24 protein-coding genes are annotated in these 26,963 nt (G+C 71.4%); 22 read left to right on the forward strand and 2 right to left on the reverse strand.

Going from position 1 to position 26,963, the window contains the following annotated elements; translation table 11 throughout:
* Positions 1-104: 104 nt before the first annotated feature.
* Positions 105-719 carry a 30S ribosomal protein S4 gene (rpsD, locus tag BLW57_RS31730; protein ID WP_018570215.1) on the forward strand — a complete coding sequence of 205 codons (615 nt, stop codon included), beginning with the start codon at positions 105-107 and terminating at the stop codon, positions 717-719.
* Positions 720-739: 20 nt separating this feature from the next.
* On the opposite strand, the gene BLW57_RS31735 is transcribed toward rpsD, so the two are convergent.
* The gene (locus BLW57_RS31735) at positions 740-2,920 is read right to left on the reverse strand and encodes an ATP-binding protein (RefSeq protein ID WP_176985795.1); all 2,181 of its coding nucleotides are present in this window, start codon (positions 2,918-2,920) and stop codon (positions 740-742) included.
* 154 nt (positions 2,921-3,074) lie between these two features.
* On the opposite strand from BLW57_RS31735, the gene BLW57_RS31740 reads away from it, so the two are divergent.
* The 13 genes from BLW57_RS31740 (at position 3,075) to nusB (ending at position 15,970) form a co-directional block, all read left to right on the forward strand.
* A complete protein-coding gene (locus BLW57_RS31740) occupies positions 3,075-3,509 on the forward strand; it encodes a DUF948 domain-containing protein (protein ID WP_093479181.1) in 435 nt (144 codons plus the stop codon).
* 16 nt (positions 3,510-3,525) lie between these two features.
* Positions 3,526-3,873: a hypothetical protein gene (locus BLW57_RS31745; RefSeq protein WP_093479182.1), complete on the forward strand. Its 348-nt coding sequence runs from the start codon at positions 3,526-3,528 to the stop codon at positions 3,871-3,873.
* Positions 3,873-6,545, forward strand: a complete 2,673-nt coding sequence (gene alaS / locus BLW57_RS31750) for an alanine--tRNA ligase (protein WP_093479183.1) — start codon at positions 3,873-3,875, stop codon at positions 6,543-6,545. The genes BLW57_RS31745 and alaS overlap by 1 nt, the downstream gene beginning before the upstream one ends.
* A 43-nt stretch (positions 6,546-6,588) precedes the next feature.
* The gene (gene ruvX / locus BLW57_RS31755) at positions 6,589-7,053 is read left to right on the forward strand and encodes a Holliday junction resolvase RuvX (protein ID WP_093479184.1); all 465 of its coding nucleotides are present in this window, start codon (positions 6,589-6,591) and stop codon (positions 7,051-7,053) included.
* A gap of 122 nt (positions 7,054-7,175) precedes the next feature.
* Positions 7,176-8,846 (forward strand): endolytic transglycosylase MltG, encoded by a 1,671-nt coding sequence (gene mltG, locus BLW57_RS31760; RefSeq protein WP_176985796.1) that lies wholly within the window; start codon positions 7,176-7,178, stop codon positions 8,844-8,846.
* Positions 8,846-9,673 carry a shikimate dehydrogenase gene (locus tag BLW57_RS31765; RefSeq protein ID WP_093479186.1) on the forward strand — a complete coding sequence of 276 codons (828 nt, stop codon included), beginning with the start codon at positions 8,846-8,848 and terminating at the stop codon, positions 9,671-9,673. The genes mltG and BLW57_RS31765 overlap by 1 nt, the downstream gene beginning before the upstream one ends.
* 164 nt (positions 9,674-9,837) lie before the next feature.
* A complete protein-coding gene (gene aroC / locus BLW57_RS31770) occupies positions 9,838-11,022 on the forward strand; it encodes a chorismate synthase (RefSeq protein ID WP_093479187.1) in 1,185 nt (394 codons plus the stop codon).
* A gap of 32 nt (positions 11,023-11,054) precedes the next feature.
* Positions 11,055-11,537: a shikimate kinase gene (locus tag BLW57_RS31775; protein ID WP_093479188.1), complete on the forward strand. Its 483-nt coding sequence runs from the start codon at positions 11,055-11,057 to the stop codon at positions 11,535-11,537.
* The gene (aroB, locus tag BLW57_RS31780; RefSeq protein ID WP_093479189.1) at positions 11,534-12,625 is read left to right on the forward strand and encodes a 3-dehydroquinate synthase; all 1,092 of its coding nucleotides are present in this window, start codon (positions 11,534-11,536) and stop codon (positions 12,623-12,625) included. The genes BLW57_RS31775 and aroB overlap by 4 nt, the downstream gene beginning before the upstream one ends.
* A gap of 241 nt (positions 12,626-12,866) precedes the next feature.
* A complete protein-coding gene (locus BLW57_RS31785) occupies positions 12,867-13,727 on the forward strand; it encodes a Pro-rich N-terminal domain-containing protein (protein WP_093480985.1) in 861 nt (286 codons plus the stop codon).
* Between the two features lie 82 nt (positions 13,728-13,809).
* Positions 13,810-14,916: an aminopeptidase P family protein gene (locus tag BLW57_RS31790; protein ID WP_093479190.1), complete on the forward strand. Its 1,107-nt coding sequence runs from the start codon at positions 13,810-13,812 to the stop codon at positions 14,914-14,916.
* A gap of 56 nt (positions 14,917-14,972) precedes the next feature.
* On the forward strand, positions 14,973-15,539 hold the full coding sequence (efp, locus tag BLW57_RS31795) for an elongation factor P (RefSeq protein WP_093479191.1): 567 nt from the start codon (positions 14,973-14,975) through the stop codon (positions 15,537-15,539).
* 2 nt (positions 15,540-15,541) lie between these two features.
* On the forward strand, positions 15,542-15,970 hold the full coding sequence (gene nusB / locus BLW57_RS31800; protein ID WP_073899409.1) for a transcription antitermination factor NusB: 429 nt from the start codon (positions 15,542-15,544) through the stop codon (positions 15,968-15,970).
* 283 nt (positions 15,971-16,253) lie between these two features.
* Here nusB and bldD read toward each other — a convergent pair whose 3' ends face one another.
* Entirely contained in the window at positions 16,254-16,757 is a 504-nt protein-coding gene (gene bldD, locus BLW57_RS31805) for a transcriptional regulator BldD (RefSeq protein ID WP_020938842.1), read from the reverse strand.
* Between the two features lie 251 nt (positions 16,758-17,008).
* On the opposite strand from bldD, the gene pyrR reads away from it, so the two are divergent.
* The 8 genes from pyrR (at position 17,009) to pyrF (ending at position 26,939) form a co-directional block, all read left to right on the forward strand.
* Complete coding sequence (pyrR, locus tag BLW57_RS31810) at positions 17,009-17,578, forward strand: bifunctional pyr operon transcriptional regulator/uracil phosphoribosyltransferase PyrR (RefSeq protein WP_073899407.1); 570 nt, start codon at positions 17,009-17,011, stop codon at positions 17,576-17,578.
* A gap of 90 nt (positions 17,579-17,668) precedes the next feature.
* Positions 17,669-18,649: an aspartate carbamoyltransferase catalytic subunit gene (locus BLW57_RS31815; RefSeq protein WP_093479192.1), complete on the forward strand. Its 981-nt coding sequence runs from the start codon at positions 17,669-17,671 to the stop codon at positions 18,647-18,649.
* A gap of 5 nt (positions 18,650-18,654) precedes the next feature.
* The gene (locus BLW57_RS31820; protein ID WP_093479193.1) at positions 18,655-19,941 is read left to right on the forward strand and encodes a dihydroorotase; all 1,287 of its coding nucleotides are present in this window, start codon (positions 18,655-18,657) and stop codon (positions 19,939-19,941) included.
* Positions 19,938-20,498, forward strand: a complete 561-nt coding sequence (locus tag BLW57_RS31825; RefSeq protein WP_093479194.1) for a PH-like domain-containing protein — start codon at positions 19,938-19,940, stop codon at positions 20,496-20,498. The genes BLW57_RS31820 and BLW57_RS31825 overlap by 4 nt, the downstream gene beginning before the upstream one ends.
* The gene (carA, locus tag BLW57_RS31830; RefSeq protein WP_093479195.1) at positions 20,495-21,637 is read left to right on the forward strand and encodes a glutamine-hydrolyzing carbamoyl-phosphate synthase small subunit; all 1,143 of its coding nucleotides are present in this window, start codon (positions 20,495-20,497) and stop codon (positions 21,635-21,637) included. The genes BLW57_RS31825 and carA overlap by 4 nt, the downstream gene beginning before the upstream one ends.
* On the forward strand, positions 21,630-24,938 hold the full coding sequence (carB, locus tag BLW57_RS31835) for a carbamoyl-phosphate synthase large subunit (RefSeq protein ID WP_093479196.1): 3,309 nt from the start codon (positions 21,630-21,632) through the stop codon (positions 24,936-24,938). Before carA ends, carB begins: the two co-directional genes overlap by 8 nt.
* A gap of 52 nt (positions 24,939-24,990) precedes the next feature.
* Positions 24,991-26,097, forward strand: coding sequence for a quinone-dependent dihydroorotate dehydrogenase (locus tag BLW57_RS31840; RefSeq protein ID WP_093479197.1), 1,107 nt, complete (start codon positions 24,991-24,993; stop codon positions 26,095-26,097).
* Positions 26,094-26,939, forward strand: coding sequence for an orotidine-5'-phosphate decarboxylase (gene pyrF / locus BLW57_RS31845; protein ID WP_073899391.1), 846 nt, complete (start codon positions 26,094-26,096; stop codon positions 26,937-26,939). The genes BLW57_RS31840 and pyrF overlap by 4 nt, the downstream gene beginning before the upstream one ends.
* Positions 26,940-26,963: the final 24 nt, after the last annotated feature.

The following is a 26,963-nucleotide window of genomic DNA, read 5'->3' on the forward strand; positions in this document are numbered from 1 at the left end:
GGAGCGGCTGCCTGACACGTCCCGCGTGGACCTGTCGGGAATTCCCCGGCTGCGGATGCGACCTCCCGTAACCCTGAGGCAGCCGAAAAGGAAAAGGAAAACAAGTGGCGAACCAGTCCCGCCCCAAGGTCAAGAAGTCGCGTGCCCTCGGCATCGCGCTGACCCCGAAGGCCGTCAAGTACTTCGAGGCCCGTCCCTACCCGCCGGGCGAGCACGGCCGTGGCCGCAAGCAGAACTCGGACTACAAGGTCCGTCTGCTGGAGAAGCAGCGTCTGCGCGCGCAGTACGACGTGTCCGAGCGCCAGCTCGTCCGCGCCTACGAGCGTGCCTCCAAGGTCCAGGGCAAGACCGGTGAGGCCCTGATCATCGAGCTCGAGCGCCGTCTCGACGCGCTGGTCCTGCGTTCGGGCATCGCCCGCACGATCTACCAGGCCCGTCAGATGGTCGTGCACGGCCACATCCAGGTCAACGGCCAGAAGGTCGACAAGCCGTCCTTCCGTGTCCGTCCGGACGACGTCGTGCAGGTCCGCGACCGCTCCAAGGAGAAGACGCTCTTCACGATCGCCCGTGAGGGTGGCTTCGCCCCCGAGGGTGAGACCCCGCGCTACCTCCAGGTGAACCTCAAGGCCCTGGCGTTCCGCCTGGACCGCGAGCCGAACCGCAAGGAGATCCCGGTGATCTGCGACGAGCAGCTCGTCGTCGAGTACTACGCCCGCTGACCCCGGTCACGGCGTAGGCCTCAGCCCGCCGTCTCCCCGCCCTTCCGGGTGGGGGAGGCGGCGGGTTCGCGTTTTCCGGACTCCGCGCACCCCTGGTCCACGGGCCCCCGCGGAGCCGGCAGGGCGCCCAGCGGCCGTACCCCGTCGTGCCGCAGCGCCCGGGCCACGGCCGCCTCCCGGCCCAGCCGCGCCCCCACCCGTACGCACTCCTCGTACCGCGCGTCCCCCAGAGCCTGCCGGGCGGCCGCCTCGCACTGCTCGTGCGGGGCGTTGAAGTACGCCGAGCCGAACAGCGGCAGCCCCACGGACGACCACATCCCGGCCGCCGCGCCCTGCAGCACCGCCGCCTCCGCCGGGTCGCCCTGGGAGACCGTCACCAGCGCCAGCAACTCGATCGCCAGCACCGAGCCCAGCAGGTCGTGGAAGGCGTGCACATGGCGCAGGCAGTCCGCCAGCTGCTCCCGCGCCCGCCCGGCGTCGCCGTCCAGCCAGGCCGCGTACGCCAGTACATAGAGCGCGTACGACCGCGCCCAGCGCTCCCCGTGGTCCTCGCACACCCGGCGCACGTCCTCGCACAGCCGCACCGCGTCCGCCAGGTCCCCCTGGAAGGCCCGGGTCATCGCCAGCTCCACCTGGCCCATCAGCACATTGCTGTTGAGCTCCCCGATCTCCCGGTAGCGGTCCAGCGCCGACCGCAGCAGCGTCTCCGCGCGGGCCATGTCGTCCGTGACCAGGGCCAGGCAGCCGGAGCGGTGCTCCGCGTAGGCCGCCGCCGTCGCATCGGCCGACCGCTCCGCCTGCTCGCGGCACTCCCGCAGCGCCTGGAACGCGGGCACGGTGTCGCCCTGGAGGATCGCCACGTAGCCCAGCACCCACAGCGCCTTGAGCCGCGACTGCTCGTACTCCGAGTCCAGCTCCACGCTGCGCTCCAGCCAGCGGCGCCCCTCCGCCAGCCGCCCGCAGCCCACCCAGCAGAACCACAGCGAACCCGCCAGGTACTGCCCGAGATGCGCCTCCTGCGGCTCGGTCAGGCAGAACTCCAGCGCGGTCCGCAGATTGGGCAGCTCCGCGTCGACCCGAGCGGCCACCTCCCGCTGCCGGGGCGAGAACCAGTCCAGCTCGCACCAGGTCGCCAGGCCCAAATACCAGTCGCGGTGCCGCCGGCGCAGCCGGGCCGCGTCCCCCGTCGCCTCCAGCCAGTCGGCGCCGTAGGCGCGCACGGTGTCCAGCATCCGGTAGCGGGGGCCCGTCGAGGTCTCCTCGCGGGCGACCACGGACTGGGCGAGCAGCTCCGACAGCACGTCCAGCACGTCCTCGGCGGCCAGTCCGTCCCCGCTGCACACGTACTCGGCCGCCTCCAGGTCGAAGGTCTGCGCGAACACCGACAGCCGGGCCCACAGCAGCCGTTCGGCGGGCGTGCACAGCTCGTGGCTCCAGCCGATCGCGGTGCGCAGCGTCTGGTGCCGGGGCAGCGCGTCCCGGCCGCCGCCGGTCAGCAGCCGGAACCGGTCGTCGAGCCGCTGGAGCAGCTGGGCCGGGGACAGGGCCCGCAACCGCCCCGCCGCCAGCTCCAGCGCCAGCGGGATCCCCTCGAGGCGCCGGCACAGCTCCCGCACCTCGGGGCCGTCGGTCATCCGCAGCCCCTGCTCCCGGGCCCGGCCGGTGAACAGCTCCGCCGCCTCGTCCGTGCCCAGCGGGGCCAGCGGGAACAACCGCTCGCCGGCCAGCCCCAGCGGACGCCGGCCCGCGGCCAGCACCCGCAGCTCCGGCAGTCTGCGCAGCAGCTCCGCCGCCAGCCCGGCGCAGGCCTCCACCAGGTGCTCGTACCCGTCCAGCACCAGCAGGACCCGGCGGCCGGCGAGATGCTCCAGCAGCACCTGGCGGGGCGTCCGGGCGGTGTGGTCGGTCAGCCCCAGCGCCTCCAGGACCGCGTACTCCACGAACTGCGGATCCCGCACCGGCGCCAGCTCCACCCGCCCCCCGACCGCGCCGCCCGCCGGGGCGGCGGCCGCCCACCGCGCCGCCGCCCGCACGGCCAGCCGGGACTTGCCGACGCCGCCGACCCCGGTCACCGTCACCAGCCGGGCCCCGTCGAGCGCCGCCGTCAGCGCGGCGAGCTCGGTCGAGCGCCCGACGAACGCGGTCAGTTCGAGGGGCGGATCGGCGTCCGTCCAGGGGCCGGGGCTCTGAGGACCTCGCATGGGACACGGAGCGTACTGAAGTGTGTTCATTCCGTACAATCGCTTCTCGCGACCGCGTGCGCGGCACCGAGGAATCCGGTACGGAGCCCCGGCCCCGGCGCGATAGGCTCGGGGCCACGACTTTTTCGATGCTCAGGCACGTTTGAGGGAGTGGGTGCGCACAGTGTCCGGTGGAGAGGTGGCCGGGATCCTGGTGGCCGTCTTCTGGGCGATCCTGGTCTCCTTCCTCGCCGTCGCACTGGCGAGGCTGGCCCAGACGCTCAAGGCGACCACCAAGCTCGTGGCGGATGTGACCGACCAGGCCGTCCCGTTGCTCGCCGACGCCTCCGCGACCGTGCGCTCCGCGCAGACCCAGATCGACCGGGTCGACGCGATCGCCTCCGACGTCCAGGAGGTCACGTCGAACGCCTCCGCGCTGGCCGGCACCGTCGCCTCCACCTTCGGCGGGCCGCTGGTCAAGGTCGCGGCTTTCGGGTACGGCGTGCGCCGTGCGCTGGGCGGCCGCAAGGAGGACGTGCCGGCCAAGTCGCCCCGGCGTACCGTGATCGTGGGCCGCACGGTTCCCGCCGCACGACGCAAGCGGAAGTAAGGACAGAGACCGAGCGATGTTCCGTCGTACGTTCTGGTTCAGCACGGGCGTCGCCGCCGGTGTGTGGGCCACCACCAAGGTCAACCGCAAGCTCAGGCAGCTCACCCCGGAGAGCCTCGCCGCGACCGCGGCGAACAAGGCGCTGGAGACGGGGCAGCGCCTGAAGGACCGCGCGGTCGGCTTCGCGCTCGACGTCCGCGACAACATGGCGCAGCGGGAGGCCGAGCTGGAGGAGGCCCTCGGCATCCAGGACGACCCCGAACTCCCCGCGCCCCGGCGGTACACCGCCATCGAGAACGACCGCAGCAACCCGAAGTACATCGAGAACACGACGTACTCGTACAACCGGAATGAGGACCACTGATGGAGTCGGCCGAGATTCGCCGCCGCTGGCTGAGCTTCTACGAGGAGCGCGGGCACACCGTCGTGCCTTCGGCGTCGCTCATCGCGGACGATCCGACCCTGCTCCTCGTCCCCGCCGGCATGGTCCCCTTCAAGCCCTACTTCCTGGGTGAGGTCAAGCCGCCCTTCGCGCGCGCCACCAGCGTGCAGAAGTGCGTGCGCACGCCCGACATCGAAGAGGTCGGCAAGACCACGCGCCACGGCACGTTCTTCCAGATGTGCGGCAACTTCTCCTTCGGCGACTACTTCAAGGAAGGTGCCATCAAGTACGCCTGGGAGCTGCTCACCACGCCCCAGGACAAGGGCGGTTACGGCCTGGAGCCGGAGAAGCTCTGGATCACCGTCTACCAGGACGACGACGAGGCCGAGCGCATCTGGCACGAGGTCGTCGGGGTGCCGAAGGAGCGCATCCAGCGCCTCGGCATGAAGGACAACTACTGGTCCATGGGCGTCCCCGGCCCGTGCGGCCCCTGCTCCGAGATCAACTACGACCGCGGCCCCGAGTTCGGCGTCGAGGGCGGCCCGGCCGTCAACGACGAGCGGTACGTGGAGATCTGGAACCTCGTCTTCATGCAGTACGAGCGGGGCGAGGGCATCGGCAAGGACAACTTCGAGATCCTCGGGGAACTGCCGAGCAAGAACATCGACACGGGCCTCGGCCTGGAGCGGCTCGCCATGATTCTGCAGGGCGTGCAGAACATGTACGAGATCGACACCTCCATGGCCGTCATCGAGAAGGCCACCGCGCTGACCGGCGTCCGCTACGGCGACGCCCACGACTCCGACGTGTCGCTGCGCGTCGTCACCGACCACATGCGCACCGCCACCATGCTCATCGGCGACGGTGTCACCCCGGGCAACGAGGGCCGCGGCTACGTCCTGCGCCGCATCATGCGCCGCGCCATCCGCAACATGCGCCTGCTCGGCGCCACCGGTCCGGTCGTCCGCGACCTGATCGACACCGTGATCGGCATGATGGGCCAGCAGTACCCCGAGCTGATCACCGACCGCGAGCGCATCGAGAAGGTCGCCCTCGCCGAGGAGAACGCCTTCCTCAAGACGCTGAAGGCCGGCACCAACATCCTCGACACCGCCGTCACCGAGACCAAGCAGTCCGGCGGCACCGTCCTCTCCGGCGACAAGGCCTTCCTGCTCCACGACACCTGGGGCTTCCCGATCGACCTCACCCTGGAGATGGCCTCCGAGCAGGGGCTCTCCGTGGACGAGGACGGCTTCCGCCGCCTGATGAAGGAGCAGCGGGAGCGCGCCAAGGCCGACGCCCAGGCCAAGAAGACCGGGCACGCCGACATGGGCGCCTACCGCGAGATCGCCGACGCCGCCGGTGCCACCGACTTCATCGGCTACAGCGACACCGAGGGCGAGAGCACGATCGTCGGTCTGCTCGTCGACGGCGTCTCCTCGCCGGCCGCCTCCGAGGGCGACGAGGTCGAGGTCGTCCTCGACCGCACCCCGTTCTACGCCGAGGGCGGCGGCCAGATCGGCGACACCGGCCGGATCCGCGTCGACACCGGTGCCGTCATCGAGGTCCGCGACTGTCAGAAGCCGGTCCCGGGCGTGTACGTCCACAAGGGTGTCGTCCAGGTCGGCGAGGTCACCGTCGGCGCCAAGGCCCACGCCTCCATCGACGCCCGCCGCCGCACGGCCATCGCCCGCGCCCACTCGGCCACCCACCTGACCCACCAGGCGCTGCGCGACGCCCTCGGCCCGACGGCCGCCCAGGCCGGCTCCGAGAACCAGCCCGGCCGCTTCCGCTTCGACTTCGGCTCCCCGTCCGCGGTCCCGACGGCCGTGATGACCGACGTCGAGCAGAAGATCAACGAGGTGCTCGCCCGCGACCTCGACGTGCACGCCGAGGTCATGGGCATCGACGAGGCCAAGAAGCAGGGCGCGATCGCCGAGTTCGGCGAGAAGTACGGCGAGCGCGTCCGCGTGGTCACCATCGGCGACTTCTCCAAGGAGCTGTGCGGCGGCACCCACGTGCACAACACCGCCCAGCTGGGTCTGGTGAAGCTCCTCGGCGAGTCCTCCATCGGCTCGGGTGTCCGCCGTATCGAGGCCCTCGTCGGCGTGGACGCGTACAACTTCCTCGCCCGTGAGCACACGGTCGTGGCCCAGCTCCAGGAACTGATCAAGGGCCGCCCCGAGGAGCTGCCGGAGAAGGTCTCCGCCATGCTCGGCAAGCTGAAGGACGCCGAGAAGGAGATCGAGAAGTTCCGCGCCGAGAAGGTGCTGCAGGCCGCCGGCGGTCTCGCCGAGTCCGCCAAGGACGTGCGTGGTGTGGCGTTGGTCACCGGACAGGTCCCGGACGGCACCACCCCGGACGACCTGCGCAAGCTGGTCCTCGACGTGCGCGGCCGCATCCAGGGCGGCCGGGCCGCCGTGGTCGCCCTGTTCACGGTCAACAACGGCAAGCCGCTGACCGTCATCGCCACCAACGAGGCCGCCCGCGAGCGCGGCCTCAAGGCCGGTGACCTGGTGCGCACGGCCGCCAAGACCCTCGGCGGCGGCGGTGGCGGCAAGCCGGACGTCGCCCAGGGCGGCGGCCAGAACCCGGCCGCCGTCGGTGACGCCGTGGACGCCGTGGAGCGTCTCGTCACCGAGACCGCCAAGTAGGACACGTAAGAACAAGTAGGACACGTAAGAAACGGTCGAGAAGATGCGCAGAGGACGTCGGCTCGCCATCGACGTCGGGGACGCCCGGATCGGGGTCGCCTCGTGCGACCCCGACGGGATCCTCGCCACCCCGGTCGAGACCGTCCCCGGCCGGGACGTCCCGGCCGCCCACCGCCGGTTGCGGCAGCTGGTGGAGGAGTACGAACCGATCGAGGTCGTCGTCGGCCTCCCTCGCTCCCTCAAGGGGGGCGAGGGCCCGGCCGCCGTCAAGGTCCGTGCCTTCGCACAGGAGTTGGCCAAGGGCATCGGGCCGGTGCCGGTGCGGCTGGTCGACGAGCGGATGACGACCGTGACGGCCAGTCAGGGGCTGCGGGCCTCGGGGGTGAAGTCCAAGAAGGGACGGTCGGTCATCGACCAGGCCGCCGCTGTGATCATCCTGCAGCAGGCCCTGGAATCCGAACGGGTGTCAGGCCAGGCACCCGGCGGGGGCGTCGAAGTGGTCATCTGATCGCGATACGGTAACGTTCCGCGCGATGCGCCGGTGTTCGAACAGCCGGGGCACAACAAGAGGCGGAACGGAAGCCGGCCCACCGGCCGCGAGTCCGTCGGCCTCGCGGCTCTAGGGGATCGATGACTGAGTATGGCCGGGGCCCAGGCTCCGAACCGTGGCATCCGGAGGACCCGTTGTACGGGGACGGCGGATGGGAAGGGCAGCAGGCGCACGTCGGCCGGCAGCCTGCCTACGGCGGCCAGCCGCAGCAGCCCTACCCGCAGGAGCCGCAGTACGGCGACTGGAACCAGGAACAGCAGGCCGGGTACGGCGGACAGCAGCAGCATCAGCACTACGACGGCCAGGGCCACTCGCAGTACGACCAGAACTACGCAGGTCACACTCAGCAGCAGCACTTCCACCAGGGCACCTGGGACGCCAGCGGCAGCCACGGCCAGGTGCCCTATGCCGCCGATCCCGGTGATCCGTACGGCCAGCAGCCGGCGGCGTACGGCGCGCAGCAGCCCGACCTCTACGGCACCGAGGACGCCTACCCGCCGCCGGTGCCGCCCGGCCGCCGCCGCCCCGAACCGGAACCGCAACCGGAACCCGCGGCCGAGGAGGAGGAGCACGCCTTCTTCGCGGGAGACGGCGGCGAGGACGACGAGGAGCACGAGCTCCAGAGCCGGCGCGAGAAGCGGGGCAAGGGCCGCAAGCCCGTCAAGAAGAAGAAAGGGCGCACCGGGTGCGCCTGCATGGTGGTCGTCCTCGTCTTCGGCGGTGGCCTCGGCGGGGTCGGCTACTTCGGCTACAAGTTCTACCAAAATCGTTTCGGCGCGGCCCCGGACTACGCGGGCAGCGGCAACGGCGAGCAGGTCACGGTCACCATCCCCAAGGGCGCCGGCGGCTGGGCCATCGGCGAGAAGCTGAAGGAGGCGGGGGTCGTCGAGAGCGCGGCCGCGTTCGTCTCCGCGCTCCAGGCCAACCCCCGGGGCAAGGGGCTCCAGGACGGTGTCTACACGCTCCAGAAGGAGATGTCCGCCGCGAGCGCGGTGGAGCTGATGCTCAGTCCGAAGAGCCGCAGCAACCTGATCCTCGCCGAGGGGCTGCGCAACGCCGCGATCTACAGCATGATCGACAAACGGCTCGGCGTGAAGGCGGGCACCACCGCACGCGTCGCGAAGAAGGACTACAAGCACCTCGGCCTGCCGGCCTGGGCGCTGAACCACCCGAACCTCAAGGACCCGCTCGAAGGCTTCCTCTACCCCTCCAGCTACCCGGTCACCAAGGGTCAGGAGCCCGAGGCCGTGCTGAAGAACATGGTGTCCCAGGCCGCCTCGACGTACCAGGAACTGGGTCTGGAGAAGAAGGCCAAGGTCCTCGGCCTCGACAGCCCCTGGGAACTGCTCACCGTGGCGAGCCTGGTGCAGGCCGAGGGCACGAGCCACGACGACTTCCGCAAGATGGCCGAGGTCGTCTACAACCGCCTCGAACCGGGCAACCCGCAGACCTACGGGCGGCTGGAGTTCGACTCCACGTACAACTACGTGAAGAACCAGAGCAAGATCGACCTGAGCATCGCCGAGCTGCGCAAGTACAACAACCCGTACAACACGTACTTCTCCAAGGGCCTGCCGCCGGGGCCCATCAGCAACCCCGGCGAGGAGGCGCTCAAGGGCGCGCTCGACCCGACCGACGACGGCTGGTACTACTTCATCTCGATGGACGGCAAGACCAGCAAGTTCACCAGGACGCTCGAGGAGCACGAGAAGCTCGTGAACGAGTGGAACGCGTCGCGGAAGAAGAACTGATGACTGTGACACGCCGGGCCGCCGTGCTCGGCTCGCCCGTCGCCCACTCCCTCTCCCCGGTGCTGCACCGGGCCGCGTACGACGAGCTCGGACTCGCCGACTGGTCCTACGACCGCTTCGAGGTCGACGAGGCGGCCCTGCCCGGGTTCTTCGAGGAGCTCGGGCCGGAGTGGGCGGGGCTGTCGCTCACGATGCCGCTCAAGCGGGCCGTCATCCCGCTGCTGGACGGGATCAGCGACACGGCCGCCTCCGTCGACGCGGTCAACACGGTGGTCCTCACCGACGACGGCCGCCGCCTCGGCGACAACACCGACATCCCGGGCATGGTCGCCGCCCTGCGCGAGCACGGGATCGAGGAGGTCGGCTCCGCCGCGATCCTCGGCGCAGGCGCCACCGCCTCCTCCGCGCTGGCCGCGCTGGCCCGGATCTGCACCGGCGAGATCGTCGCCTACGTCCGCAGCGAGGCCCGCGCCGCGGAGATGCGCGAGTGGGGCGAGCGGCTGGACGTGGACGTACGCACCGCGGACTGGGCGGACGCGGCCGAGGCCCTGCGGGCCCCGCTGGTGATCGCCACGACACCGGCCGGTACGACCGACGCCCTCGCCGCCGCCGTGCCCGAGCGCCCCACCACCCTCTTCGACGTGCTCTACGACCCCTGGCCCACCGAGCTGGCGGCCCGCTGGTCCATGTTCGGGGGAGCCGTGGTCAGCGGTCTCGACCTGCTCGTCCACCAGGCCGTCCTTCAGGTCGAGCAGATGACCGGCCGCTCGCCGGCCCCGCTGGAGGCCATGCGGCACGCCGGCGAGAAGGCGCTCGCCGCCCGCTGACCGCCGCCGTACCGTCCGCCTGCTGGACCGGCGGCCGGACACCGGCCCCGGACGTGGGAGGATCGGAGGTGGCGTGCCGGGGTCGCGCACCCGGCCGCGCCGTCGCCGTACGCGCGGACACGCGTACTGAGGGCAGTACCGGGCGCGAACACTGAGGAGCACCGTTGAGCAGGCTGCGTTGGCTGACCGCGGGGGAGTCCCACGGTCCGGCACTGGTCGCAACGCTGGAGGGCCTTCCCGCCGGCGTGCCGATCACCACGGAGATGGTGGCGGACCACCTGGCACGGCGACGGCTCGGTTATGGCCGCGGTGCGCGGATGAAGTTCGAGCGGGACGAGATCACCTTCCTGGGTGGCGTCCGGCACGGCCTGAGCCTCGGTTCCCCGGTGGCGATCATGGTGGGCAACACCGAGTGGCCCAAGTGGGATCAGGTCATGGCGGCCGACCCGGTCGATCCCGAGGTGCTGGCCGGGCTCGCCCGCAACGCGCCGCTGACCCGGCCCCGGCCCGGCCACGCCGACCTGGCGGGCATGCAGAAGTACGGCTTCGACGAGGCCCGCCCGATCCTGGAGCGCGCCTCGGCGCGTGAGACCGCGGCACGGGTGGCGCTGGGCGCCGTGGCCCGCTCCTACCTGAAGGAGACCGCGGGCGTCGAGATCGTCTCGCACGTGGTGGAGCTCTGCTCCGTGAAGGCCCCGCAGGGCGTGTACCCCACGCCGGCCGACGTGGAGAAGCTGGACGCCGACCCGCTGCGCTGCCTGGACGCGGACACCTCGAAGGCGATGGTCGCGGAGGTCGACCAGGCCCACAAGGACGGCGACACCCTCGGCGGTGTGGTCGAGGTGCTGGCCTACGGCGTTCCGGTCGGTCTCGGCTCGCACGTGCACTGGGACCGCAAGCTGGACGCCCGTCTCGCCGGCGCCCTGATGGGCATCCAGGCGATCAAGGGCGTCGAGATCGGTGACGGCTTCGAGCTCGCCCGGGTGCCGGGTTCCCAGGCGCACGACGAGATCGTGCGGACCGACGAGGGCATCCGGCGGACCTCCGGACGCGCGGGCGGCACCGAGGGCGGCCTGTCCACCGGTGAGCTGCTGCGGGTGCGTGCCGCGATGAAGCCGATCGCGACCGTGCCGCGGGCGCTGCGGACGGTCGACGTGACCACCGGCGAGGCGGCCCAGGCGCACCACCAGCGCTCGGACGTGTCCGCCGTGCCGGCCGCCGGCATCGTCGCCGAGGCCATGGTCGCGCTGGTCCTGGCCGACGCGGTCGCGGAGAAGTTCGGCGGCGACAGCGTGGCCGAGACCCGCCGCAACGTGCGGTCGTACCTCGACCACCTGCAGATCCGGTGAGCGCCGTGCCTGCTCTCGTACTCGTCGGTCCGATGGGCGTGGGCAAGTCCACCGTGGGCCGGCTGCTGGCCGAGCGGCTCGGCACCGGGTTCCGGGACACCGACGAGGACATCGTCGCCGCCGAGGGCCGCAGCATCGCCGACATCTTCGTGGGGGAGGGCGAGTCCGCCTTCCGCGCCATCGAGAAGCGGGCGGTGCGGGACGCGCTCACCGGGCACGAGGGCGTCCTCGCGCTCGGCGGCGGTGCCGTCCTCGACGCGGAGACTCGGGCACTGCTCGCCGGGCACCGGGTGGTCTACCTCTCCATGGACGTGGAGGAGGCCGTCAGGCGCACCGGCCTCAACGTGGCCCGCCCGCTGCTGTCGGTCAACCCGCGCAAGCAGTGGCGCGAGCTGATGGAGGCGCGGCGGCACCTGTACGAGGAGGTCGCCACCGCCGTCGTGGCGACGGACGGCCGCACCCCCGAAGAGGTCACCCGAGCAGCGCTGGACGCACTGGAGTTGAAGGAAGCATGAGCGAGTCAGTCACCCGGATCCAGGTCGCAGGCAGCGCCGGGACCGACGCCTACGAGGTGCTGGTCGGCCGGCAACTCCTGGGCGAGCTGGCCGGGCTGATCGGACCGAGGGCCAAGCGGGTGGCGGTGATCCACCCGGAGGCGCTGGCCGAGACCGGCGACGCGCTCCGCGCCGACCTGGCCGGGCAGGGCTACGAGGCCGTCGCCATCCAGGTGCCCAACGCGGAGGAGGCCAAGACCGCCGAGGTCGCCGCCTACTGCTGGAAGGCGCTGGGCCAGTCCGGCTTCACGCGCACCGACGTCGTCGTCGGCGTGGGCGGCGGCGCGACCACGGACCTGGCCGGTTTCGTGGCCGCGACCTGGTTGCGCGGGGTGCGCTGGATCGCCGTCCCGACCACCGTGCTGGCGATGGTCGACGCGGCGGTCGGCGGCAAGACCGGCATCAACACCGCCGAGGGCAAGAACCTGGTGGGCGCCTTCCACCCGCCGGCCGGTGTGCTGTGCGACCTGGCCGCGCTGGACTCCCTGCCGGTGCACGACTACGTCTCCGGTCTCGCGGAGGTCATCAAGGCGGGCTTCATCGCCGACCCGGCGATCCTGGAGCTGATCGAGTCCGACCCCGAGGCCGCCCGGACCCCGGCGGGTCCGCACACGGCCGAGCTGATCGAGCGGTCGATCCGGGTGAAGGCGGAGGTCGTCTCCTCGGACCTGAAGGAGTCGGGTCTGCGGGAGATCCTCAACTACGGCCACACGCTCGGCCACGCCATCGAGAAGAACGAGCGCTACAAGTGGCGGCACGGCGCCGCGGTCGCGGTCGGCATGCACTTCGCCGCCGAACTGGGCCGCCTCGCGGGCCGTTTGGACGACGCGACCGCGGACCGGCACCGCACGGTCCTGGAGTCCGTCGGCCTGCCGCTGCACTACCGCTACGACCAGTGGCCCAAGCTGCTGGAGGCGATGAAGGTCGACAAGAAGTCGCGCGGCGACCTGCTGCGCTTCATCGTCCTCGACTCGATCGGCAAGCCGACCGTCCTGGAGGGCCCCGACCCGGCCGTCCTGCTCGCCGCCTACGGAGAAGTGGGCCAGTAGGTCCCGCACTGTTCCGTACGCCCGTTTCCCCTCGGTCCGATTTCCTTTGCGGAACGGGCACTTCGGGCCGCCCCCGGCCGTTTCACCAAACGACGGCGGGGGACGGTACCGTTCGGTACGGCGCGGGGTGTACCCCCGCTGCCAGCACCAACTGCCCGCAGCGGGTGTGCCGGAGGGGCGCGACACCGCCTCGGGCGCCCCGGCGGCGGACGAGCCGAGTGACGAGACGGAGTGGCAACGGATGCAGCACGCAGTGGGGTCTGAGCTGCCTCCGCCCCACCGGCCGGGGCAGGTGCCGCACGCCGGGTGGGCGCCGGCCGGCCACCACCCGGGCCCGCATCAGGGCAGCCCCCAGGGGCCCGCACCGGTCCCCCCGCCACCCCCGGCGCCGAGCTTCCCGGCCGCGTCCACTCCTGTGCCACCGCCCCCGCCGCACACGCCCGCTCACGCGGCCCCCGATACCACCGGTCACCTGTCCCTGCCACCCGGCGGTCCGGTCGGAGTGCCCATGGCGCCGCCCGCCGCGGTGGTCCCGGACCCGACGGCCACGACCCTGGCCGTCCTGCTGATCGGCCCGGCGGGCGCGGGCAAGACGAGCGTGGCCAAGTACTGGGCGGACCACCGGCGCGTCCCCACCGCCCACATCAGCCTGGACGACGTCCGCGAATGGGTCCGCTCGGGCTTCGCCGACCCCCAGACCGGCTGGAACGACAACTCCGAGGCCCAGTACCGCCTGGCCCGCCGCACCTGCGGCTTCGCCGCCCGCAACTTCCTGGCCAACGGCATCTCCTGCATCCTGGACGACGCCGTCTTCCCGGACCGTCCGGTCGTCGGGCTCGGCGGCTGGAAGCGCCACGTGGGTCCCGGGCTGCTGCCGGTCGTCCTGCTGCCGGGCCTGGACATCGTCCTGGAGCGCAACGCGGAGCGCTCCGGCAACCGCCGCCTCACCGACGAGGAGGTGGCCCGCATCCACGGCCGCATGGCCGGCTGGTACGGCTCGGGCCTCCCGATCATCGACAACTCCCAGCTCGACGTCCCGGGCACCGCGCGGGTGCTGGACGAGGTCCTGGCCAGGGCGATCGCGAGCCCGCCGAGCTGGTGAGTCGGGGGTGCGGATCTCCGCGCGGACCCCACTCGGCCCCACCCAACCGGCACAAATCGGTCAAAACTCCTACGCTCATCTCATGTCAGAGGTGTACGCGAACCGCCGATCCCGCCTGAGGGAACACTTCAACGCGGCCGGTACCGCGGCAGCGCTCGTCACCCGCCCCGCCAACGTGCGCTATCTCGCGGCCGCAGCCCCTCGGGGCGCCGTCCTGCTCCTCGGCAGGCGCGAGGACCTGCTCGTCTGCGCCGGCCCACCCGAGGACCGCCCCTACGAGGGCCGGCCCGACGAGAACCTGCGGCTGCACGTCCTGCCCACGCCGGCCGGTGACGCTGCGGTCGCCGCGGCCGGTCTCGCCGCGGCCCAGGGCGCCGATTCCCTGGCGGTGGAGGAACACCACCTCACCGTGGCCCGGCACAGAACGCTGACGTCGGTCGCCCCCGCCGTGCGTCTCGCCGACATCGGCGGGGCCGTGGAACAGCTCAGGGTCGTCAAGGACGAGGAGGAGATCTCCTGCCTGCGCATCGGCGCGGAGATCGCCGACCAGGCGCTCGGCGAGCTGCTGGAGTCCATCCTGGTCGGCCGCACCGAGCGGCACCTGGCGCTGGAGCTGGAGCGGCGTCTGGTCGACCACGGCGCCGACGGCCCGGCGTTCCCCACCTCCGTGGCCACCGGACCGCACTCCGGCCGGCGCGGCCACCGCCCCACCGACCGGCGGGTGGAGGAGGGCGACTTCCTCTCCGTCTGCCTGGGCGCCACCTACCGCGGCTACCGCTGCGAGATCGGCCGCACCTTCGTCATCGGGACCTCGCCCGCCGACTGGCAGATCGAGCTCTACGACCTCGTCTTCGCCGCTCAGCGCTCCGGACGCGAGTCCCTGGCGCCGGGTGCCGCCTACCGGGACGTCGACCGCGCGGCACGGCAGGTCCTGGACTCCGCCGGCTATGCGGAAGCACTGCCACCGCTGACCGGACACGGTGTCGGACTCGAAATCGACGAGGACCCGCAGCTGGCCCCCGCGGCCATGGGTAAACTGGACGCTTGCGTGCCGGTCACCGTCGAACCGGGGGTCCACCTCCCGGGCCGGGGCGGTGTCCGGATCGATGACACGCTCGTCGTACGCCCCGAGGCGGACGGCGGACCCGAGCTACTCACCATCACGACCAAGGAGCTGCTCGCGCTCTAGCCTCTCGCTGGGCGCGAGACCCGGGGTCGTACGTCAGTCCAGGAGATTCCGCAACCGTGGCTTCCACGAACGACCTCAAGAACGGCATGGTGCTCAAGCTCGAAGGCGGCCAGCTCTGGTCCGTCGTCGAGTTCCAGCACGTCAAGCCCGGCAAGGGCCCGGCCTTCGTGCGCACCAAGCTCAAGAACGTGCTCTCCGGCAAGGTCGTCGACAAGACCTTCAACGCCGGCGTCAAGGTCGAGACGGCCACTGTCGACAAGCGCGACATGCAGTTCTCGTACATGGACGGCGACTACTTCGTCTTCATGGACATGGAGACGTACGACCAGCTGATGGTCGACCGCAAGGCCGTCGGCGACGCCGCCAACTTCCTCATCGAGGGCTTCACGGCCACCGTCGCCCGGCACGAGGGCGAGGTGCTCTTCGTCGAGCTGCCGGCCGCCGTCGAGCTGGTCGTCCAGGAGACCGAGCCGGGCGTCCAGGGCGACCGCTCCACCGGTGGCACCAAGCCCGCCACCCTGGAGACCGGCCACCAGATCCAGGTCCCGCTCTTCATCACCACCGGTGAGAAGATCAAGGTCGACACCCGCAGCAGCGACTACCTCGGCCGGGTGAACAGCTAACCGTGGCTGCCCGCAACACGGCCCGCAAGCGCGCCTTCCAGATCCTCTTCGAGGGCGACCAGCGCGGCGCCGACGTCCTGACGGTCCTCGCGGACTGGATCCGGCTCTCCCGGTCCGACACGCGGCAGCCGCCGGTCAGCGAGTACACGATGCAGCTGGTCGAGGGCTACGCGGAGCACGCGCGGCGCATCGACGAGCTGATCGCCCAGTACGCCGTGGGCTGGACGCTCGACCGGATGCCGGTGGTCGACCGCAACATCCTGCGGCTGGGCGCGTACGAGTTGATCTGGGTCGACGAGACCCCGGACGCCGTCGTCCTGGACGAGATGGTGCAGCTGGCGAAGGAGTTCTCGACGGACGACTCGCCCTCGTTCGTCAACGGCCTGCTGGGGCGCCTGAAAGAACTGAAGCCCACGCTCCGCCGGGCCTGACCCCACCGCCCCGCCGGGGTGGCCGACGTCGTACGAGGGGCGCCGGGAGACTGCAGTACGCCGGCCGCGGGACGTCCGCGGCCTGTCGCGCAGTCCTCGCGCCCCTCAGGCGTGTCGGCGGCCTGCCGGTGCCGGGAGCGGCCCCGTGGCCGCCGCGGGGCGCCCTCCCGGCGTTCCCGTACCAGGGGCGCGCCTCCGCTGTCGTGAAACGCCGCCGGGGCGGCCGGAACCACATGGTTCCGGCCGCCCCGGCGGCACGTTTCTGCTGAGGTATTCGGCGGGGTCAGGCGTCTTCGTGGGTGGCCACCGCGCGGCGCGCGTCCGCGTCCAGGACACCCCAGCTGATCAGCTGCTCGGTGAGGACCGAGGGGGACTGGTCGTAGATGACGGCGAGAGTGCGCAGGTCGTCCTGGCGGATCGACAGCACCTTGCCGTTGTAGTCGCCGCGCTGGGACTGGATCGTCGCCGCGTAGCGCTGCAGCGGGCCCGCCTTCTCGGCCGGCACCGTGGCGAGCCGCTCAAGGTCCAGGACGAGCTTCGGCGGCGGCTCGGCGGCACCGCCCGGCGTGGTGCCCGGCAGCAGTTCCTGCACCGGGACACCATAGAAATCGGCCAGCTCGGCGAGACGCTGGACGGTCACGGCACGGTCACCGCGCTCGTAGGAACCGACCACCACGGCCTTCCAGCGACCCTGGGACTTCTCCTCGACACCGTGGAGGGAAAGGCCCTGCTGGGTGCGGATGGCCCGGAGCTTGGCCCCGAGCTGTTTGGCGTATTCGCTGGACATATAGCTCCCCGGACACTGTGTCGACGCGGCCGGCTGTCTTCCCGCCGCGCGGCTGGTAACTCACTGTGAGGTTACGCAGCGTGACTCTCATGCGTCAAGCCGAATGGTCCACCCCGACTCTTCCGTGGTAGTGGCGACTGATTAGGCCAAGCGGGTGATCGAGACCTCCCGGGGACCTGCTACGGTGGATGGCGCAAATCCGACGTCCTTTAAGGTCCGTCCCGTGAGGCGGAGAAGGAGGTCCGTTTCGTATGGACACGCACGCCAGCGCACAGGCAGCCGATGCGCGACCCGTTCTCGAGGGTCCCGACATCGCGCGGGTGCTGACCCGCATCGCCCACGAGATCGTCGAGCGCGCCAAGGGCGCGGACGACGTGGTGCTCCTCGGCATCCCGACCCGCGGCGTCTTCCTCGCCCAGCGGCTCGCCGCCAAGCTGGAGCAGATCACCGACCGCAAGGTCCCCGTCGGCTCGCTCGACATCACCATGTACCGCGACGACCTGCGCATGCACCCGCCGCGTGCGCTGGCCCGTACCGAGATCCCCGGTGACGGCCTCGACGGCAAGCTCGTCGTCCTCGTCGACGACGTGCTCTTCTCGGGCCGCACCATCCGCGCCGCCCTCGACGCCCTGAACGACATCGGGCGCCCGCGCGCGGTCCAGCTCGCGGTCCTGGTCGACCGCGGCCACCGCGAACTGCCCATCCGCGCCGACTACGTCGGCAAGAACCTCCCCACGTCGCTGCGGGAGACGGTCAAGGTCCAGCTCGCCGAGGAGGACGGTCGCGACACCGTGCTGCTCGGTGTGAAGGCCGACCAGTAGCAACTCAGGCGCCGCGCCGCTTCGGCGTGCCCGCACCCGCGCCCGTTTGCCCCATATCTCCCGAATGAACTGCCTTACGGAGCCTGACAGATGCAGCGTCATCTCATCTCGGCCGCCGACCTCACCCGCGACGACGCCGTCCTGATCCTCGACACCGCCGAGGAGATGGCCCGGGTGGCCGACCGGCCTATCAAGAAGCTGCCGACCCTGCGCGGCCGCACGATCGTCAATCTCTTCTTCGAGGACTCCACCCGCACCCGGATCTCCTTCGAGGCCGCCGAGAAGCGCCTCTCCGCGGACGTGATCAACTTCTCCGCCAAGGGGTCCTCGGTGTCCAAGGGCGAGTCCCTGAAGGACACCGCCCAGACCCTGGAGGCGATGGGGGTGGACGCCGTCGTCATCCGGCACGGCGCCTCCGGTGCCCCCTACCGCCTGGCGAACTCCGGCTGGGTCGACGCCGCGGTCATCAACGCCGGCGACGGCACCCACCAGCACCCGACCCAGGCCCTGCTGGACGCCTTCACCATGCGCCGTCGGCTGGTCGGCCGGGACGCCGGACTCGGCCAGGACCTGTCCGGCAGGCGGATCACCATCGTCGGGGACGTCCTGCACAGCCGGGTGGCCCGCTCCAACGTCGACCTGCTGCACACCCTCGGCGCCGAGGTCACCCTGGTCGCCCCGCCCACCCTGGTGCCGGTCGGCGTCGAGAACTGGCCCTGCGAGGTGTCGTACGACCTCGACAGCACCCTGCCCAAGTGCGACGCGGTGATGATGCTGCGGGTCCAGCGCGAGCGCATGAACGCGGCCTTCTTCCCGACCGAGCGCGAGTACGCCCGGCGCTACGGCCTCAACGGCGACCGCATGGCCAGGCTGCCCGAGCACGCCATCGTGATGCACCCCGGCCCCATGGTCCGCGGCATGGAGATCACCGCCGAGGTCGCCGACTCCGACCGCTGCACCGCCATCGAGCAGGTCGCCAACGGCGTCTCCATCCGGATGGCCGTCCTGTACCTGCTGCTCGGCGGCAACGAACCCGCCGTCACCCGCCCCACCGGTTCCGAGGAGAAGTAACCAGCATGAGCAAGATCCTGATCCGTGGTGCGAAGGTGCTCGGCGGCGAGCCGCAGGACGTCCTGATCGACGGCGAGACCATCGCCGAGGTGGGCACCGGGCTGTCCGCCGAGGGCGCCGAGGTCGTCGAGGCCGCCGGCCAGGTGCTGCTGCCGGGCCTGGTCGACCTGCACACCCATCTGCGCGAGCCGGGCCGCGAGGACTCCGAGACCGTCCTCACCGGCACCCGTGCCGCGGCGAGCGGCGGCTACACCGCCGTCTTCGCCATGGCCAACACCTTCCCGGTCGCCGACACCGCCGGCGTGGTCGAGCAGGTCTACCGGCTCGGCCGCGACCACGGCTACTGCGACGTGCAGCCCATCGGCGCCGTCACCGTCGGCCTGGAGGGCAAGAAGCTCGCCGAGCTGGGCGCCATGCACGAGTCCGCGGCCGGCGTCACCGTCTTCTCCGACGACGGCAAGTGCGTGGACGACGCCGTGATCATGCGCCGCGCCCTGGAGTACGTGAAGGCCTTCGGCGGCGTCGTCGCCCAGCACGCGCAGGAGCCGCGGCTGACCGAGGGCGCCCAGATGAACGAGGGCGTCGTCTCCGCCGAGCTGGGCCTCGGCGGGTGGCCGGCCGTCGCCGAGGAGTCGATCATCGCGCGGGACGTCCTGCTCGCCGAGCACGTCGGCTCCCGCGTCCACATCTGCCACCTCTCGACCGCCGGCTCGGTGGAGATCGTCCGCTGGGCCAAGTCCCGCGGCATCCAGGTCACCGCCGAGGTCACCCCGCACCACCTGCTCCTCACCGACGAGCTGGTGCGCACCTACAACCCCGTCTACAAGGTCAACCCGCCGCTGCGCACCGAGCGGGACGTGCACGCCCTGCGCGAGGCGCTCGCCGACGGCACGATCGACATCGTCGCCACCGACCACGCCCCGCACCCGCACGAGGACAAGGACTGCGAGTGGGCCGCGGCCGCCATGGGCATGGTGGGCCTGGAGACCGCGCTGTCGGTGGTCCAGGAGACGATGGTCGCCACGGGCCTGCTGGACTGGGCCGGCGTGGCCGACCGCATGTCCGCCAGGCCCGCGCAGATCGGACAGGCCACCGGCCATGGACGTCCCGTCTCGGCAGGTGAGCCCGCCAACCTCACCCTCGTCGACACGGAATACCGTGGCCGGGTGGACCCCGCGGGCTTCGCCTCGCGCAGCCGCAACACCCCGTACCAGGGGCGTGAGCTGCCGGGCCGTGTGACGCACACGTGGCTGCGGGGCAAGGCCACGCTCGTCGACGGGAAGCTCACGTGACACCTGTAATCCTGCTGGCCGAGGCCGAGAAGTCGGCCGACGTCACCAACTGGCCCGGCCGTATCGGCTGGCTGGTCGGACTCGCCCTCTTCGTCGCGCTCGTCTACTGGCTGATGCGCGAGGGCTGGAAGTGGCGCGGCACCCTCCAGGGCGACCTCCCGGCCCTGCCCGCCGCGCCGGACGAGACCGGCCCGGTGAGACTGAGCATGAGCGGCCGCTACCACGGCTCCACCACCGCCGGGCAGTGGCTGGACCGCATCGTGGTCCACGGCCTCGGCACCCGCAGCCGGGCCGAGCTCACCCTGACCGACGAGGGCCTGGAGGTCGAGCGTCCCGGAGCGACCGACTTCTTCGTCCCCACCGCCGCGCTGCGCGGCGCCCGGCTCGACAAGGGCATCGCCGGCAAGGTCCTCACCGAGGGCGGACTGCTGGTGGTGACCTGGGCGCACGGCGACAAGCTGATCGACTCCGGCTTCCGCTCCGACCGCTCGGCCGAGCACACCGAATGGGTCGACACCCTGAACCAGATGACCAACGACACGGAAGGCGCACGATGACGACCTCCACCAGGGGAGCCGCGAAGACTCCCGCCGTACTCGTCCTGGAGGACGGCCGCACCTTCCGCGGCCGTGCCTACGGGGCCGTGGGGGAGACCTTCGGCGAGGCCGTGTTCTCCACCGGCATGACCGGCTACCAGGAGACCCTCACCGACCCGTCGTACGACCGGCAGATCGTCGTCGCGACCGCCCCCCAGATCGGCAACACCGGCTGGAACGACGAGGACGACGAGTCCGCGCGCATCTGGGTCTCCGGCTACGTCGTGCGCGACCCCGCGCGCGTGCCGTCCAACTGGCGCTCGAAGCGCTCCCTGGACGACGAGCTGGTCGCCCAGGGCGTCGTCGGCATCAGCGGGATCGACACCCGCGCCCTCACCCGCCACCTGCGCGAGCGCGGCTCCATGCGCGCCGGCATCTTCTCCGGCGAGGCGATCGCCCCCGAGTCCGAGCTCCTCGCGCGCGTGCAGTCCCAGCCGCACATGAAGGGCGCGAGCCTCTACGAGGAGGTCGCGACGAAGGAGGCGTACGTCGTCCCCGCGGTCGGCGAGAAGCGCTTCACCGTCGCCGCCATCGACCTCGGCATCAAGGGCATGACCCCGCACCGCATGGCCGAGCGCGGCATCGAGGTGCACGTGCTCCCGGCCACGGCCTCGGCCGAGGACGTCTACGCCGTCGGCCCGGACGGTGTGTTCTTCTCCAACGGACCCGGCGACCCGGCGACCGCCGACGGCCCGGTCGCGCTGATGAGCGCCGTCCTGGAGCGGAAGACGCCGCTGTTCGGCATCTGCTTCGGCAACCAGATCCTCGGCCGCGCCCTCGGCTTCGGCACCTACAAGCTGAAGTACGGCCACCGGGGCATCAACCAGCCGGTCCAGGACCGGACGACCGGCAAGGTCGAGGTCACCGCGCACAACCACGGCTTCGCCGTCGACGCGCCGCTCGACAAGGTCAGCGACACCGACTTCGGCCGCGCCGAGGTCTCGCACGTCTGCCTGAACGACAACGTCGTGGAGGGGCTCCAGCTGCTCGACCAGCCGGCCTTCTCCGTCCAGTACCACCCCGAAGCGGCAGCCGGTCCGCACGACGCCGCCTACCTGTTCGACCGCTTCGTATCCCTGATGGAGGGCCAGCGTGCCTAAGCGCACCGATATCCAGTCCGTCCTGGTCATCGGCTCCGGCCCGATCGTCATCGGCCAGGCCGCCGAGTTCGACTACTCCGGCACCCAGGCGTGCCGCGTGCTCAAGGCCGAGGGCCTGCGTGTGGTCCTCGTCAACTCCAACCCGGCGACGATCATGACCGACCCGGAGATCGCCGACGCCACCTACGTCGAGCCGATCACCCCGGAGTTCGTCGAGAAGATCATCGCCAAGGAGCGCCCCGACGCCCTGCTGCCCACCCTGGGCGGCCAGACGGCCCTGAACACCGCCATCGCGCTGCACGACAACGGCGTGCTGGAGAAGTACGGCGTCGAGCTGATCGGCGCCAAGCCCGAGGCCATCCACAAGGGCGAGGACCGCGACCTGTTCAAGGACGTCGTGGAGGAGGTCCGCCGCAAGACCGGGCACGGCGAGTCCGCCCGCTCGGTCATCTGCCACACGATGGACGACGTCCTCGAGGGCGTCGAGACCCTCGGCGGCTACCCGGTCGTGGTCCGCCCGTCCTTCACCATGGGCGGCGCCGGCTCCGGCTTCGCGCACGACGAGGAGGAGCTGCGCCGCATCGCCGGCCAGGGCCTCACGCTCTCCCCGACCACCGAGGTGCTCCTGGAGGAGTCCATCCTCGGCTGGAAGGAGTACGAGCTGGAGCTGATGCGCGACAAGCACGACAACGTCGTGGTCGTCTGCTCCATCGAGAACTTCGACCCCATGGGCGTGCACACCGGCGACTCGATCACCGTCGCCCCGGCGATGACGCTGACCGACCGCGAGTACCAGGTGCTGCGTGACGTCGGCATCGCGATCATCCGCGAGGTCGGCGTCGACACCGGCGGCTGCAACATCCAGTTCGCGGTGGACCCCGAGGACGGTCGCGTGATCGTCATCGAGATGAACCCGCGGGTGTCGCGCTCCTCGGCCCTGGCCTCCAAGGCGACCGGCTTCCCGATCGCCAAGATCGCCGCCAAGCTCGCCGTCGGCTACACGCTGGACGAGATCCCGAACGACATCACGCGGGAGACCCCGGCCTCCTTCGAGCCCACGCTCGACTACGTGGTGGTCAAGGCCCCCCGCTTCGCCTTCGAGAAGTTCCCGCAGGCCGACTCCACGCTGACCACCACCATGAAGTCCGTCGGCGAGGCCATGGCCATCGGCCGCAACTTCCCCGAGGCCTTCCAGAAGGCGCTGCGCTCGCTGGAGAAGAAGGGCAGCCAGTTCACCTTCGTCGGCGACCCCGGCGACAAGGACACCCTGCTGCGGGAGGCCGTGCGACCCACCGACGGCCGGATCAACACCGTCATGCAGGCCATCCGCGCGGGCGCCACCCCCGAGGAGGTCTTCGAGTACACGAAGATCGACCCGTGGTTCGTGGACCAGCTCTTCCTGATCAAGGAGATCGCGGACGAGCTGGCCGGCGCGCCCGAGCTGACCGGCGAGCTGCTCGCCGAAGCCAAGCGCAACGGCTTCTCCGACCAGCAGATCGGCGAGATCCGCGGCCTGCGCGAGGACGTCGTCCGCGAGGTCCGGCACGCCCTCGGCGTCCGCCCGGTCTACAAGACGGTCGACACCTGCGCCGCCGAGTTCGCCGCGCGCACGCCGTACTTCTACTCCTCCTACGACGAGGAGTCCGAGGTCGCGACCCGCGAGAAGCCCGCGGTGATCATCCTGGGCTCCGGCCCGAACCGCATCGGCCAGGGCATCGAGTTCGACTACTCCTGCGTCCACGCCTCCTTCGCGCTGTCCGACGCCGGGTACGAGACCGTGATGGTCAACTGCAACCCGGAGACCGTCTCCACGGACTACGACACCTCCGACCGCCTCTACTTCGAGCCCCTGACGCTGGAAGACGTGCTGGAGATCGTCCACGCGGAGTCCCTCGCCGGCCCGATCGCCGGTGTGATCGTGCAGCTCGGCGGCCAGACCCCGCTCGGCCTCTCGCAGGCCCTGAAGGACAACGGCGTGCCGATCGTCGGCACGTCCCCCGAGGCCATCCACGCGGCCGAGGACCGGGGCGCCTTCGGCCGCGTCCTGGAGGAGGCGGGCCTGCCGGCCCCGAAGCACGGCACGGCCACCACCTTCGAGGGCGCCAAGGCCATCGCCGACGAGATCGGCTACCCGGTCCTGGTCCGGCCCTCGTACGTCCTCGGCGGCCGTGGCATGGAGATCGTCTACGACGAGACCCGCCTCGCCGCCTACATCGCCGAGTCGACCGAGATCAGCCCCTCCCGGCCGGTCCTCGTCGACCGCTTCCTCGACGACGCCATCGAGATCGACGTCGACGCCCTGTACGACGGCGAGGAGCTCTACCTCGGCGGCGTCATGGAGCACATCGAGGAGGCCGGCATCCACTCCGGCGACTCGGCGTGCGCCCTGCCCCCGATCACCCTCGGCGGCTTCGACATCAAGCGCCTGCGCGCCTCCACCGAGGCCATCGCCAAGGGCGTCGGCGTGCGCGGCCTGATCAACATCCAGTTTGCGATGGCCGGCGACATCCTCTACGTGCTGGAGGCCAACCCGCGCGCCTCCCGTACGGTCCCCTTCACCTCGAAGGCGACCGCGGTGCCGCTGGCCAAGGCCGCCGCCCGCATCTCGCTCGGCGCGACCGTCGCCGAGCTGCGCGCCGAGGGTCTGCTGCCGAAGAACGGCGACGGCGGCGAGCTGCCGCTGGACGCGCCGATCTCCGTCAAGGAGGCCGTCATGCCCTGGTCGCGCTTCCGCGACATCCAGGGCCGCGGCGTCGACACCGTCCTCGGCCCGGAGATGCGCTCCACCGGCGAGGTCATGGGCATCGACTCGGTCTTCGGCACCGCGTACGCCAAGTCGCAGGCGGGTGCCTACGGCCCGCTGCCCACCAAGGGCCGCGCCTTCATCTCGGTCGCCAACCGCGACAAGCGCTCGATGATCTTCCCGGCGCGCGAGCTGGTCGCCCACGGCTTCGAGCTGCTCGCCACCTCCGGAACCGCGGAGGTCCTCAAGCGCAACGGCATCCACGCCACCGTGGTGCGCAAGCAGTCCGAGGGCACCGGCCCGAACGGCGAGCGGACCATCGTCCAGCTCATCCACGACGGCGAGGTCGACCTCATCGTCAACACCCCGTACGGCACCGGCGGCCGCCTCGACGGCTACGACATCCGTACGGCCGCCGTGGCGCGCTCGGTCCCGTGCCTGACGACCGTCCAGGCGCTCGCCGCGGCCGTCCAGGGCATCGATGCCCTCAACCACGGCGACGTGGGCGTCCGCTCGCTCCAGGAACACGCGGAACACCTGACCGCGGCCCGCGACTAGCAGCCCCGAGGGGGACACCGGAAACGGTGTCCCCCTCTTCACGAGGACACCCATGTACAAGATCTTCTTCAATCTCGTCTTCAAGCGCATGGATCCCGAGAAGGCCCACTACCTGGCCTTCCGCTGGATCCGGCTGGCGGTCCGCGTCCCGGTGCTGCGCACCTTCGTCGCGGCCGCCCTCGCGCCCCGCCACAAGGAGCTGCGCACGGAGGCCCTCGGGCTGCGCATGCACGGCCCCTTCGGGCTCGCGGCGGGCTTCGACAAGAACGCCGTCGCGATCGACGGCATGTCCATGCTGGGCTTCGACCACGTCGAGATCGGCACCGTCACGGGCGAACCGCAGCCCGGCAACCCCAAAAAGCGGCTGTTCCGCCTCGTCGCCGACCGGGCGCTGATCAACCGCATGGGCTTCAACAACGACGGCTCGCTGGCCGTGGCGGCCCGCCTGGCCACGCGCACGCCGGTCTTCCGGACCGTCGTGGGCGTCAACATCGGCAAGACCAAGGTCGTCCCGGAGGCGGAGGCCGTCGGCGACTACGTGAAGTCGGCCGAGCGCCTCGCCCCCTACGCGGACTACCTGGTCGTCAACGTCTCCTCGCCGAACACGCCCGGCCTGCGCAACCTCCAGGCGACGGAGGCGCTGCGGCCGCTGCTGACGGCCGTGCGCGAGGCCGCCGACCGCACGGTAGCGAACCGGCGCGTCCCGCTGCTGGTGAAGATCGCCCCCGACCTCGCCGACGAGGACGTCGACGCCGTCGCCGACCTGGCCGTGGAACTGGGCCTGGACGGCATCATCGCCACCAACACCACCATCGCGCGCGAGGGTCTCGGCCTGAAGTCGGCGGCCTCGCTGGTGAAGGAGGCCGGCGGATTGTCCGGCGCCCCCCTCAAGGAGCGCTCCCTGGAGGTCCTGCGCCGCCTGTACGCGCGCGTGGGCGACCGGATCACCCTGGTGGGCGTCGGCGGCGTCGAGACCGCCGAGGACGCCTGGCAGCGCATCCTGGCCGGTGCCACGCTGGTCCAGGGGTACAGCGCCTTCGTCTACGAGGGCCCCTTCTGGTGCCGGGCCGTCCACAAGGGCCTCGCCGCCCGCCTGCGCACCAGCCCGTACGCCACCCTCGCCGACGCGGTCGGCGCCGACGTGAGGAAGTCCGCATGACCGTTCTGGAGCCCTTCGGCGCCCGGCTGCGCCGTGCCATGGACGAGCGGGGCCCGCTCTGCGTCGGCATCGACCCGCACGCCTCCCTGCTCGCGGAGTGGGGCCTGAACGACGACGTGGCCGGTCTGGAGCGGTTCAGCCGCACGGTCGTGGAGGCGGTGGCCGACCGGGTCGCCGTCATGAAGCCGCAGAGCGCCTTCTTCGAGCGGTTCGGCTCTCGCGGCGTCGCCGTCCTGGAGAAGTGCGTCCAGGAGGCGCGCGCGGCCGGCACGCTGGTCGTGATGGACGCCAAGCGCGGCGACATCGGCTCGACCATGGCGGGCTACGCCGAGGCCTTCCTGCACAAGGACGCCCCGCTGTTCTCCGACGCCCTCACCGTCTCGCCGTACCTCGGCTACGGGTCGCTCAGCCCCGCCGTCGCGCTGGCCCGGGAGAGCGGCGCCGGTCTGTTCGTGCTCGCCCTGACCTCCAACCCGGAGGGCCCCGAGGTCCAGCACGCGGTGCGCGCCGACGGGCGCAGCGTCGGCGCGACCATGCTCGCCCACCTGGCGGCGGAGAACGCGGGGGAGGAGCCGCTGGGTTCCTTCGGCGCGGTCGTCGGCGCCACGGTCGGCGACCTGTCGTCGTACGACCTCGACATCAACGGACCGCTCCTCGCCCCCGGCATCGGCGCCCAGGGAGCGACCCCGGCGGACCTTCCCGGGGTCTTCCGGTCGGCCGTGCGCAACGTGGTGCCCAACGTCAGCCGGGGTGTGCTGCGGCACGGTCCCGACGCCGGCGCGCTGCGCGGGGCCGCCGAGCGCTTCGCCGAGGAGATCCAGGCCGCCGTCGCGGGTGCCTGAGACCCGTGCCGAGCGTCCGCCCGG

It is taken from the genome of Streptomyces sp. 1222.5 (genome assembly GCF_900105245.1).
Lineage (GTDB): Bacteria > Actinomycetota > Actinomycetes > Streptomycetales > Streptomycetaceae > Streptomyces > Streptomyces albidocamelliae.

Bases quoted from the DNA above. Each gene is read 5' to 3' on its own strand.
- carA (WP_093479195.1), top strand. From the start codon at position 20,495: ATGACGACCTCCACCAGGGGAGCCGCGAAGACTCCCGCCGTACTCGTC.
- BLW57_RS31785 (WP_093480985.1), top strand. From the start codon at position 12,867: ATGCAGCACGCAGTGGGGTCTGAGCTGCCTCCGCCCCACCGGCCGGGG.
- BLW57_RS31820 (WP_093479193.1), top strand. From the start codon at position 18,655: ATGAGCAAGATCCTGATCCGTGGTGCGAAGGTGCTCGGCGGCGAGCCG.
- pyrF (WP_073899391.1), top strand. From the start codon at position 26,094: ATGACCGTTCTGGAGCCCTTCGGCGCCCGGCTGCGCCGTGCCATGGAC.
- alaS (WP_093479183.1), top strand. From the start codon at position 3,873: ATGGAGTCGGCCGAGATTCGCCGCCGCTGGCTGAGCTTCTACGAGGAG.
- BLW57_RS31735 (WP_176985795.1), bottom strand. From the start codon at position 2,920: ATGCGAGGTCCTCAGAGCCCCGGCCCCTGGACGGACGCCGATCCGCCC.
- mltG (WP_176985796.1), top strand. From the start codon at position 7,176: ATGACTGAGTATGGCCGGGGCCCAGGCTCCGAACCGTGGCATCCGGAG.
- BLW57_RS31745 (WP_093479182.1), top strand. From the start codon at position 3,526: ATGTTCCGTCGTACGTTCTGGTTCAGCACGGGCGTCGCCGCCGGTGTG.
- BLW57_RS31815 (WP_093479192.1), top strand. From the start codon at position 17,669: ATGCAGCGTCATCTCATCTCGGCCGCCGACCTCACCCGCGACGACGCC.
- ruvX (WP_093479184.1), top strand. From the start codon at position 6,589: ATGCGCAGAGGACGTCGGCTCGCCATCGACGTCGGGGACGCCCGGATC.
- BLW57_RS31765 (WP_093479186.1), top strand. From the start codon at position 8,846: ATGACTGTGACACGCCGGGCCGCCGTGCTCGGCTCGCCCGTCGCCCAC.
- BLW57_RS31790 (WP_093479190.1), top strand. From the start codon at position 13,810: ATGTCAGAGGTGTACGCGAACCGCCGATCCCGCCTGAGGGAACACTTC.
- pyrR (WP_073899407.1), top strand. From the start codon at position 17,009: ATGGACACGCACGCCAGCGCACAGGCAGCCGATGCGCGACCCGTTCTC.
- BLW57_RS31840 (WP_093479197.1), top strand. From the start codon at position 24,991: ATGTACAAGATCTTCTTCAATCTCGTCTTCAAGCGCATGGATCCCGAG.
- BLW57_RS31775 (WP_093479188.1), top strand. From the start codon at position 11,055: ATGGGCGTGGGCAAGTCCACCGTGGGCCGGCTGCTGGCCGAGCGGCTC.
- aroB (WP_093479189.1), top strand. From the start codon at position 11,534: ATGAGCGAGTCAGTCACCCGGATCCAGGTCGCAGGCAGCGCCGGGACC.
- bldD (WP_020938842.1), bottom strand. From the start codon at position 16,757: ATGTCCAGCGAATACGCCAAACAGCTCGGGGCCAAGCTCCGGGCCATC.